The sequence below is a fragment of the Hydrogenophaga sp. genome (assembly GCF_031426985.1).
In the GTDB taxonomy this organism is placed as follows: Bacteria; Pseudomonadota; Gammaproteobacteria; order Burkholderiales; family Burkholderiaceae_C; genus Hydrogenophaga.
Genome location: NZ_JASJOY010000119.1, coordinates 1 through 9986, shown reverse-complemented (window position 1 = coordinate 9986; position 9986 = coordinate 1). Strand labels below are relative to the sequence as shown.

11 protein-coding genes are annotated in these 9986 nt (G+C 66.0%); all 11 read right to left on the bottom strand.

Annotated elements, in window-relative coordinates; all coding sequences use genetic code 11:
* Positions 1-628: shikimate dehydrogenase family protein (locus tag RMP09_RS14735; RefSeq protein ID WP_310566735.1), on the bottom strand; the 628-nt coding region annotated here is incomplete at its 3' end.
* Between the two features lie 277 nt (positions 629-905).
* Positions 906-1382: a type II 3-dehydroquinate dehydratase gene (gene aroQ, locus RMP09_RS14730; protein ID WP_310566734.1), complete on the bottom strand. Its 477-nt coding sequence runs from the start codon at positions 1380-1382 to the stop codon at positions 906-908.
* 31 nt (positions 1383-1413) lie between these two features.
* Complete coding sequence (locus tag RMP09_RS14725) at positions 1414-2460, bottom strand: Gfo/Idh/MocA family oxidoreductase (protein WP_310566733.1); 1047 nt, start codon at positions 2458-2460, stop codon at positions 1414-1416.
* A gap of 178 nt (positions 2461-2638) precedes the next feature.
* Entirely contained in the window at positions 2639-3637 is a 999-nt protein-coding gene (locus tag RMP09_RS14720; protein ID WP_310566732.1) for a TRAP transporter substrate-binding protein, read from the bottom strand.
* A gap of 85 nt (positions 3638-3722) precedes the next feature.
* On the bottom strand, positions 3723-5006 hold the full coding sequence (locus tag RMP09_RS14715; RefSeq protein WP_310566731.1) for a TRAP transporter large permease subunit: 1284 nt from the start codon (positions 5004-5006) through the stop codon (positions 3723-3725).
* A 25-nt stretch (positions 5007-5031) separates the two neighbouring features.
* On the bottom strand, positions 5032-5565 hold the full coding sequence (locus tag RMP09_RS14710) for a TRAP transporter small permease (RefSeq protein WP_310566730.1): 534 nt from the start codon (positions 5563-5565) through the stop codon (positions 5032-5034).
* Positions 5566-5772: 207 nt separating this feature from the next.
* The gene (locus RMP09_RS14705) at positions 5773-6456 is read right to left on the bottom strand and encodes a TetR/AcrR family transcriptional regulator (protein WP_310566729.1); all 684 of its coding nucleotides are present in this window, start codon (positions 6454-6456) and stop codon (positions 5773-5775) included.
* 156 nt (positions 6457-6612) lie between these two features.
* Positions 6613-7611, bottom strand: coding sequence for a TRAP transporter substrate-binding protein (locus RMP09_RS14700; RefSeq protein WP_310566728.1), 999 nt, complete (start codon positions 7609-7611; stop codon positions 6613-6615).
* Between the two features lie 94 nt (positions 7612-7705).
* Positions 7706-8527, bottom strand: coding sequence for a shikimate dehydrogenase (gene aroE / locus RMP09_RS14695; protein WP_310566727.1), 822 nt, complete (start codon positions 8525-8527; stop codon positions 7706-7708).
* A 10-nt stretch (positions 8528-8537) separates the two neighbouring features.
* Positions 8538-9755 (bottom strand): CoA transferase, encoded by a 1218-nt coding sequence (locus RMP09_RS14690; protein WP_310566726.1) that lies wholly within the window; start codon positions 9753-9755, stop codon positions 8538-8540.
* The coding region (locus RMP09_RS14685) for a MaoC family dehydratase (protein ID WP_409559736.1) at positions 9755-9986 on the bottom strand (232 nt) is incomplete at its 5' end. The genes RMP09_RS14690 and RMP09_RS14685, both read right to left, overlap by 1 nt.

The following is a 9986-nucleotide window of genomic DNA, read 5'->3' as shown; positions in this document are numbered from 1 at the left end:
ACACGTCCATGGGCAGCGGGTCGCCTTCGTTCATGCCCATGGGCGTGGCGTTGACAACCAGGTCGTAGCCGGCCGGGTCGTTGCTGCCGGTCTTGACGTCGATGCCCGGGTAGTTGGCGCGGATGCGCTCGCCCAGGCCTTCGGCCGAGGCGGTGTTGACGTCGAACAGGTGGATGGCCGCGATGCCCGCGCCCGCGAGCGAGGCCGCAATGGCGCAGCCCACGCCGCCGCTGCCCACCACCAGCACGCGCGCGCCGCTGAGGTTCAGGCCCTTGCGCTGCACGCCGCGCACGAAGCCGGCGCCATCGAACTGGTCGCCCACCAGGCGGCCGTCGGGCAGGCGCTTGACCGCGTTGCAGGCGCCGGCCACTTTCACGGTTGGGGTCACCTCGTCGAGCAGGCCCACCGTCACCACCTTGTGCGGCATGGTGATGAGCGCGCCGCGGATGTTGGTGAGGCTGAACACGCTCTTGAGGAAGACCGGGTAGTCCTCGGGCTTGCAGCCGAAGGGCACCACGATCGCGTTCACGCCCACGTGTTCGAAGTAGGGGTTGTAGATCATCGGCGACTTGAACGAATGCGTCGGGTAGCCTATGTGGGCAATGAGTTCGGTGTTGCCGTTGATCATGGTGTGGACTCGGTGTGCCCCGCCCCCCTCCAGGGGGTGTCGTCTGTGGCCCGGCATAGCCGGGTTCGTGACGATCTCGTGATGGGGTGGTGGGTTGGGGGTGAAGGTGGATGGGTGGGGACTGTAGGCAGACGGGTGCGAAATCGGGTCGCGGGTCGCGTTACTTCAGTTTGTTAAACGTTCAATATCGTTCGTTTATCGCGCGCTTTAGGGGTAAGCCCGCAGCCGCTGGCGGGCCGCCGCCCGCCCGTTCACGGCCGGGGTGGCCTGGGCGTCTTCAGGGCTTTTTCGTGGCGGCGGAGTGGACGAACTTGCGCACCAGGCCGTCCATGGCGATCAGGTAGCCGTCCACGCCGAAGCCGATGACGATGCCGGCCGCCGCGGGCGAGACCCACGAGTGGTGGCGGAACTCTTCGCGCGCATGCACGTTGGAGATGTGGCACTCGATCACGGGCAGCGGGTCCACGCCCTTGATGGCGTCGTGCAGCGCGATGGAGGTGTGGGTGAGGGCGCCGGGGTTGATCACGATGCCCAGCAGTTCGCCCGCCTTGTACTCGCGGCCGGCTTCGTGGATGCGGTCGATCAGCGCGCCTTCCCAGTTGCTCTGCAGGCATTCGACTGCGTAACCGATCTTCTCGCCGTGGGCCTTGCAGAAGGCTTCCACGTCGGGCAGGGTGGTGTAGCCGTACTGCGCCGGTTCGCGGGTGCCCAGCAGGTTGAGGTTGGGGCCGTTGAGGATGAGGATCTTCTTCATGCGGTGTTCCTTGGGAGGGGAGTCGGTGCGATCAGTGCACGGTGACCACGCGGCCGGTGGCGGCCGCTTCGGCGATGGCTTCGGTGATCTTGAGATTCTGCAGACCGTCGCGCGCGGTCACCAGCGGGCTGGCTTCGCCGCGCACCACGGCGCCAAAGTGTTCGATCTGGTGTTTGAGCGGGTCGTCTCGCACCAGGCCCACGGTGCCCACCTCGAACGGTTTCCACCACGAGCGGTCTTGATCGCGCGGGTAGGTCTTCAGCCGCATGGTCGGCACCGAGAGGCTGCCGTTCGTGCCGGCGACCACGTAGCAGTCTTCGTCTTCGCAGGTGGCGTAGGCCTGGTTTTCCTGGCTGGTCTGTTCCCAGCTGCGCGGGCAGGCGGCGGTGTCGCTGAGCATGAAGCTGCCCAGCGCGCCGCTGGCAAAACGCAGGTTGATGGCCACGGTGTCTTCCACCGCGAAGCCGCGGATGGCGTTGGACGCAAAGGCCTGCACCGCGACGATCTCGCCGCACAGCATGCGCAGGTTGTGCACCTCGTGGATCAGGTTGATCAGGATCGGGCCGCCACCGGGTTCGCGGCGCCAGGGGCCGTCGTCGAAGTAGTGGTCGGGCTTGAAGAAAGTGGCGCTGCCCATGACGCTGACCAGCCGGCCCAGCTGGCCCGATGCGACCACCTGTTTGGCCTTGGCCATGATGGGGCTGTGGGCGCGGTGGTGGCCGATCAGCACGCGGGCGCCGGCCCGCTCGGCGGCGTCCACCAGGGTCTGGCCTTCGGCCACGGTGGTGGCGATGGGCTTTTCCACCAGAACGGGCACACCGGCGGCGATGCACTGCAGCGCCTGCGGCAGGTGCAGTGCGTTGGGCGTGGCCAGCACCACCCCGTCGGGCCGGTCATTGGCCAGCAATGCGTCGAGGCTGGTGAACAGCGGCACACCGGCCTGCGCGGCCACGGCGGCCGCCGCAGGAGAAGGGTCCACCACGGCCGACAGCGCACAGCTGGGACTGGCCTGCAGCACGCGGATGTGGGCCTGACCGATCAGGCCAGCACCAGCAACGGCCATGCGGGTCTTGGACATGGTGGAGAGATGATTGAAAGAAGGTGCCTGCCAGCACCGAATGCAGAACCGACAGGCTGGGGCGGTGACGAGAAGTGCCTGATCCAGCAGATGCGGCGGAACCGGCTTCGCCGGGCCGCTCGCATCGCCCCCTTGAGGGGGTCACGGCCCTTCAGGGCCGTGGCAGGGGTGGGTCAAATCACTTCCGGATCTTGGCCAGCTCGGTCTGCAGTTCCTTGACGGTTTCCTGGCCCACGTTCACCGCGTACTTGGCGGTCACGGGGCGCATCATGTCGCGCAGCTTGGCCACTTCGGCGGGCGGCAGCTGGGTGACCTGCATGCCGTTCTTCTTCATGTTGTCCAGGGCACCAGCGACCTGGGCACGGGCCTGGGCGCGCTGGAACTTGGCGGCCTCAAGAGCGGCTTCGCTGACGATCTTCTTCTGGCCAGCGTCCAGGCCGTCCCAGAACTTCTTGCTGATGATCACCGACTGCGGGTTGTACTGGTGGTTGGACAGCACCACGTTCTTCTGCACTTCGTAGAACTTGTTGGCGTTGATCACGGTGACCGGGTTTTCCTGGCCGTCGATCGCCTTCTGCTCCAGCGCGGCGTACACCTCGGGGAAGGGCAGCGGCGTGGGGTTGGCGCCCATGGCCTTGACCCAGTCCACGTTGATCGGGTTGGGGATCACGCGCAGCTTCAGGCCCGCCAGGTCGGCCACGGTGTTGATCGGGCGCTTGCTGTTGGTGATGCTGCGGAAACCCAGCTCGAAATAGGCCAGGCCGACGATGCCCTTGTCCTGCAGCTTGGCGTGCAGCTTCTGGCCGAAGGGGCCGTCCACCACGAAGTCGGCTTCCTTCTCGTTGTTGAACATGAAGGGGAAGTCGTAGATCGCGAATTCCTTGACCTGCGAGGCGAAGATGCCCGAGTTCATGGACGCCATCTCCAGCGTGCCGCCCTGGATGGCCGACACGTTGGCCTGGTCGCTGCCCAGCGTGCCGCCGGGGAACAGGTTGACCTTGAGCTTGCCGCCGGACTTGGCCGCGACGATTTCGGCGAACTTCTCCATGCCCAGCACGATGGGGTGACCCTTGGGGTTCTGGGTGGCGAACTTGATGGTTTTGTCCTGGGCCTGGGCGGTGCCGAAAGCGGCCACGGCCACAGCGGCCACCAGGGTTTTGAGCATCAGACGTTTCATGTTGTCTCCAAAGGAAGGGAAGCAGTACGCAGGAACCGGAGAGCGCTGCCCGTGGCGTACCAACTCACGGGATGCGCAGGAAAACTCAGTTGCCGATCAGCCAGCGCGCCGGGACCATGACGATCTCGGGGAACAGCACCATCAGGAACATCAGGCCGAACTGGGCGATCATGAAAGGCCACACGCCCTTGGTCACCTCGTCCATGCTGACCTTGCCGACGCCGGCCACGGTGTTGAGCACCGTGCCCACCGGCGGGGTGATCAGGCCGATCGCGTTGTTCATGATGAACAGCACGCCGAAGTACACCGGGTCGATGCCGGCGGCCTTGACGATGGGCATCAGCACCGGGGTCAGGATCAGGATGGTGGGCGTCATGTCCATGGCCGTGCCGACCAGGATCACCAGCAGCATGATGGCCATCATCAGCAGGGTGGGGCTGTCCAGCAGCGGCTGCAGCATGGCGACCAGCTGGTCGGGCAGCTGGGCCACGGTGATCAGCCAGGCCGAGACCATGGCCGCGGCCACCAGGAACATGATCACGGCGGTGGTTTTGGCGGCGGCCAGGAACAGGCCGTAGAGCTGGCTGATCTTGAGCTCGCGGTACACGAACACGGAGATCAGCAGGGCGTACACCGCGGCCACCACGGCGGCTTCGGTCGGTGTGAACACACCGAACTTCAGACCCACCACCACGATGATGGGCAGGCCCAGCGCAAAGCCCGCGCTCTTGAAGGCCTGCGCCACCTCTCCGGCGTTCTTGCGCGGGGGCGGGGCCACCATCTCTTTGCGGGCCACATACCACCAGGTGAAGCATAGGGCCACACCCAGCATCACGCCCGGGGCGATGCCGGCCAGGAACAGCTTGGAGATCGACACGTTGGCCGCCACACCGAAGATCACGAAGCCGATGGACGGCGGAATGATGGGCGCGATGATGGACGCCGAAGCCAGCAGGCCGGCCGAGCGGGCCTTGTCGTGGCCGGCGTGCACCATCATGGGCAGCAGCAGGGCCGAGAGGGCGGCCGCGTCGGCCACGGCCGAGCCGGACAGCGCGGCCATCAGCACCGCGGCCATGATGGCCACATAGCCCAGGCCGCCGCGCACATGGCCCACCAGCGACATGGCGAACATCACGATGCGCTTGGACAGGCCGCCCGCGTTCATGATTTCACCGGCCAGCATGAAGAAGGGCACGGCCAGCAGCGGGAAGCTGTTGGAGCCTTCGATCAGGTTCTGCGCCAGGATCTGGGCGTCGAACATGTCCAGGTGCCACATCAGGGCGGCACCGCTGATCAGCAGCGAAAACGAGATGGGAATGCCGACGGCCATGGCGGCCATGAGGGAACCCAGGAAGATGAGGATGGTCATGTGGTGTCTCCGGGGGGGCTCGGGCTCAGGGATGCGGGTCGCCGTGGGGCATGTCGTCGGATTCGCGGATGCCGATCAGCTCCCGGTCGGCCATCTGGCCCGAGAGCAGGCGCCAGAAGTTGAACAGCAGGATGGGCGCGCCCAGCACGGCGAACATCACGCCGCTGGCGTAGAAGTAGCCCATGGAGGTTTCCATCACGGCGCTGGTGGAGTCCCAGTTGATCTTGGTCTGCTCCAGGGCGCCCTGGAAGATCAGCCAGCAGATGAACAGCATGGCCACGTAGCTCAGACCCAGGCAGAGCTTCTGGCCGACCACCGGCAGGCGGGCGATCAGCGAGTCGGTGCCGAGGTGGGCGCGTTCGTTGAGGGCGACCACGCCGCCCAGGAAGGTCATCCACACGAAGAGCCAGCGCGAAAGCTCTTCGGACAGGGTCAGGCCCGAGTTGAAGCCATAGCGCATGACGACGTTGCCAAACACCATGACCACCATCAGCACCAGGCTGAGGGCCATGAGCACGGACAGTGCCCGGCAGTATTGGTCGATGAATTTCTGGATCACGGGGGTCTCCTGCGGGTTCGGATGCATTAATGTACGAACTGGTTAGTTTTTATAAATCCGGGATTACCCTGATTTGTTGCCCCTGGTTCCACCCGGTCTTCCGCCGGCGAGGGTGGCTTCCAGCCCAGGATGCGGCGGAACCGGCTCTGCCGGGCCGCTCGCATCGCCCCCTGGGGAGTGACGCCGAAGGCGGCGCGGGGGGGGGGACTACCGCTTCACGAAGCGCACCACCATGTCCACCACGGCGGCGCGCCGGTGCGTGGCCACGCCGGGGGTGGCGAAATCGCGCTTGAAGATCAGCCCGAAGGTGTGGCGGTTGGAGACGTTGAAGAAGGTCAGCGCCGAGATCGAGGCGTGGATGTCAATCGGGTCCAGCCCCGGGCGGAACGCGCCGCTGGCCACACCGCGCTCGTACAGCTTGTGGATCGACGAGATGGCCGGCACGTTGAGCTGCTGGATCGTTTTGCTCTGCGCCAGGAACTGGCCGCGGTTCATGTTTTCAGAGACGACGAGGCGGATGTACGGCTCGTTGCTGGCGTGGTGGTCGAAGGTGAATTCCACCAGTCGGCGCAGCGCGGCCTCGGGCTCCAGATCGTCCAGGTTGAGCTGGCCTTCAATCTCGCGCATGCGGCGGTACGCTTCCTCCAGCACGGCCAGGTACAGGCCTTCCTTGCTGCCGAAGTAGTAGTAGATCATCCGCTTGCTGGTGTGCGTGGCCGCTGCGATCTCGTCGATGCGCGCCCCCGCCAGACCCTTCTCCGCGAACTCCGCCATCGCCACGGCCATGATGTTGGCCATGGTCCGTTCGGGGTCGTTGGTGCGCGTGGTTTCCTTCACCGCCAGCGGCTTGGCGCGAACCCCATGTCTCCGGGAATGTACTGGTTCGTTCATTCCGGCAGTATAGGGTCAAGGCCGCATTTTGTTGTCTGTTCTGCACCGCCGGCCGTGTGGCCAGTGGTGCCGGAGGCGGCCAGGCCGTGTGCGCTGTCGAGCCCTGGCGGCCGTCCCGGGCGACGCGAACCCGGTCGCGTCGCGTCGCGATTCACCTCACTTGCGCAGCTTGGCCAGTTCACCCATGACCTCGTTGACCGTGGCTTCGCCCACGTTGGCGGAGTACTTGGCGATCACGGGTTGCATCCTGGTGCGCAGCTTGTCCACTTCGGCCGCCGGGAACTGGCTGACCGTCATGCCGTTCTGCTTGAGCAGGTCCAGGTTCCTGGCCACCGCGCCCCGGGCGGCTTCGCGCTGGGCCTTGACGGCTTCGTCGGACGACTCGTCGATGATCTTCTTCTCGGCCGGGGTCAGGCTGTCCCAGACCTTCTTGCTGAAGATCACCGATTGCGGGTTGTACTGGTGGTTGGTCAGGGTGATGTGTTTCTGCACTTCCCAGAACTTGTTGGACGCGATCACCGAGACCGGGTTCTCCTGGCCGTCGATGGCCTTCTGTTCCAGGGCGGCGTACACCTCGGGGAAGGGCAGCGGCGTGGGGTTGGCGCCCAGGGCCTTGACCCAGTCGACGTTGATCGGGTTGGGGATCACGCGCAGCTTCAGGCCTTCGATGTCTTCCACCTTGGTGATGGCGCGCTTGCTGTTGGTGATGTGGCGGTAGCCCAGTTCCCAGTACGACAGGCCGACGATGCCCTTGGCTTCGAGCAGGGCGTGCATCTTCTTGCCCACGGGGCCGTCCACGATGGCGTCCGATTCCTTTTCGTTGGCGAACAGGAAGGGGAAGTCGAAGATCGCCAGTTCCTTGGCCTCGCTGGCCAGGATGCCGCTGTTCATCACCGCCATTTCGACGGTGCCACCCTTGAGCGCGGACACCACCGCCTGGTCGCTGCCCAGCGCACCGTTGAGGAAGATGCTGACCTTGATCTTGCCGCCCGACTTGGCTTCCACCGCTTCCTTGAACTTCTTCATGCCGGCGACGGCGGGGTGGCCTTCGGGGCCGTTCAGGCCGAACTTCAGGGTGCGTTCCTGGGCTTGCACCACACCGAACGCCGCCACGGCCATGGCGGCCATCAGGGTTTTGAGCATCAGTCGTTTCATGTTGTCTCCTGGTTTTTTGAGGTCGGTACGCTGCGCAAATGCATCCAGCCGTGGCGTACCCGGCACGGGTGGACAGAAAAACGATCGGGCGGGCTCAGACCAGCGGCACGGTCAGGCGTTCAATCACCGGGCCGGTCTGCGGGCGCACGCCACGCCACCACGCAAAGGCCTCGGCCGCCTGTTCCACCAGCATGCCCACGCCGTCGGCGAGCTGCGTCACGCCGGCCTGCTGGGCCAGCCGCAGGAACGGGGTGAGCCCTTTGCCGTAGGCCAGCTCGTAGGCCAGCGCACCGGGCGCGAACACCGAAGCCGGCACCGGCGGCAGCTCGGCGCGCAGGCTGGCCGAGGTGGCGTTGAACACGACGTCGAATTGCCGGCCCACCAGGTCGGCGTAGGCGCAGGCACTCACCGGGCCGTGGGGTGCGGCTTCGCGGGCCAGCGCTTCGGCCTTCTCCAGCGTGCGGTTGGCGATCACCAGCGAGGCCGGTTGTTGTTCCAGAAAGGGCAGCAGGGCGCCGCGCGCCGCACCCCCCGCGCCGAGCAGCAGCACGCGTTGGCCCTGGAGGGCACGACCGAGGTTGTGGGTGACGTCGCGGGTCAGGCCCACGCCGTCAAAGTTCTCGGCGATCACACGCCCGTCCTCGAACTTGAGCGCGTTCACCGCGCCCGCCATCTGTGCGCGCGGCGAGCGCTCGGTGGCGTACGCGAACGCGTCGAGCTTGAACGGTGCGGTGACGTTCATCCCGCGCCCGCCGGCGGCACGGAAGGTGTCCACATCGGCCGCGAACTGGCCGATGCGGCCTTCGATGGCGGTGTAGACCATGTCCTGGTGCGTGACCTCGGCAAACAGGCCGTGGATGAGGGGCGACTTGGTGTGGCCGATGGGGTTGCCGATCACGGCGTAGGCGTCTGACATGGCGGCCTCCTTATCTTGAAAACAGCACGCCATCGGCCTGCAGCGTGGCGATGTCGGCCGCGCTGTAGCCCAGGCTGGTGGCCACCTCGGCGTTGTGTTCGCCCAGGTCGGGCGCCACCTGGTGGATGGTGGTGTCGCAGTCCGAGAAGCGGAACGGTAGGTTCGGCAGGCGCAGCTTTCCGAAGCGCGGGTGGTCCTGCTCCTGGATCATTCCGCGCGCCTGGATCTGCGGGTCGTTGATGACCTCGTCGATGCGCTGCACCTTGGCCGAGGGCACGTCGATGCCGTCGAGCAGGGCCAGCACCTCGGCCACCGGCCGCGCTGCCACCCAGGCCTTGACTGCTCTCAGGATCTCCACCCGGTGGTCATTGCGGCCGTTCAGGCTGTGGAAACGCGTGTCGCTGCCAAAGCCCGCCGGGCCGCCGTGCTGTTCCAGCAGCATGGCGAAGCGTTTCCACGCGTCGTCCACCTGCGCCGCGATCACCAGGTCGCCGTCCTGTGCGCGGAACACGCCGTAGAGCGTGGAGGTGGGCATGTCGTGGCCGGTCTGCTGCGGCAGCACCGTACCGCCCGATAGCGTGTAGCACTGCACCGCGTATTCGTGCATGGAGACCAGCGTGTCGTACAGCGCCATGTCGATGTGTTGCCCTTTGCCGCTGGCCACGCGGCCGAGCAGGGCGGCGTTGATGGCGGCCACGGCGTGGATGCCGGTGTACATGTCCCCGAGCGAAATGCGCAGCAGCGGCGGCGCTTCACCGGGGTTGCCCACCATCTGCATGATGCCGCTCTTGGCCTCGGCGATCAGGCCGAAGCCGGCGCGGTGCGCGTCCGGACCTGTGTGGCCGTAAGCGGAGATCGAGCAGTACACCAGCCTGGGGTTGCGGGCCGACAGCTCGGCATACCCCAGGCCCAGCTTGTCGAGCGCGCCGGGGCGGTAGTTCTCGATGAACACGTCGGCGCTGTCGCAGAGCTTCTGCATGAAGTCCTTGCCGCGCGGGTCTTTCATGTTCACGCTCACGCCCTGCTTGCCCATGTTGAGCTGCAGGAAGTAGCCGCTGGTCTGGTCGTCGAGGATGTGCGCGTGCTGGCGGCCGGCGTCGCCGGAGCCGGGGCGCTCGACCTTGATGACCTCGGCGCCCAGCGCGGCCAGGCAGCGACCCACGTAAGGGCCGGCCAGGAAGTGGCTGTAGTCGATGACGCGGATGCCGGTCAGGGGAAGGGCTTGCATCAGAAGGCTCCTGGTCTGCGGGGGATCATCAGGCGGTGTTCTCCGCGATGGACGACTTCATCCTTCTGGTTGATGAGTTCGGACGGCAGGATCACGATGCCCCAGCCCGGGCGGCTCTTGCTGGCGCGCAGGCCGGTCACGGTGAACTTCACGTGCAGCGTGTCGTTGATCCTGATGGGCAGCAGGAAGTCCCAGGTCCAGCCCAGCGACATGCCGGGCAGGAAGCGGTAT

Bases quoted from the DNA above. Each gene is read 5' to 3' on its own strand.
- aroQ (WP_310566734.1), bottom strand. From the start codon at position 1,382: ATGAAGAAGATCCTCATCCTCAACGGCCCCAACCTCAACCTGCTGGGC.
- RMP09_RS14725 (WP_310566733.1), bottom strand. From the start codon at position 2,460: ATGTCCAAGACCCGCATGGCCGTTGCTGGTGCTGGCCTGATCGGTCAG.
- RMP09_RS14720 (WP_310566732.1), bottom strand. From the start codon at position 3,637: ATGAAACGTCTGATGCTCAAAACCCTGGTGGCCGCTGTGGCCGTGGCC.
- RMP09_RS14715 (WP_310566731.1), bottom strand. From the start codon at position 5,006: ATGACCATCCTCATCTTCCTGGGTTCCCTCATGGCCGCCATGGCCGTC.
- RMP09_RS14705 (WP_310566729.1), bottom strand. From the start codon at position 6,456: ATGAACGAACCAGTACATTCCCGGAGACATGGGGTTCGCGCCAAGCCG.
- RMP09_RS14700 (WP_310566728.1), bottom strand. From the start codon at position 7,611: ATGAAACGACTGATGCTCAAAACCCTGATGGCCGCCATGGCCGTGGCG.
- aroE (WP_310566727.1), bottom strand. From the start codon at position 8,527: ATGTCAGACGCCTACGCCGTGATCGGCAACCCCATCGGCCACACCAAG.
- RMP09_RS14690 (WP_310566726.1), bottom strand. From the start codon at position 9,755: ATGCAAGCCCTTCCCCTGACCGGCATCCGCGTCATCGACTACAGCCAC.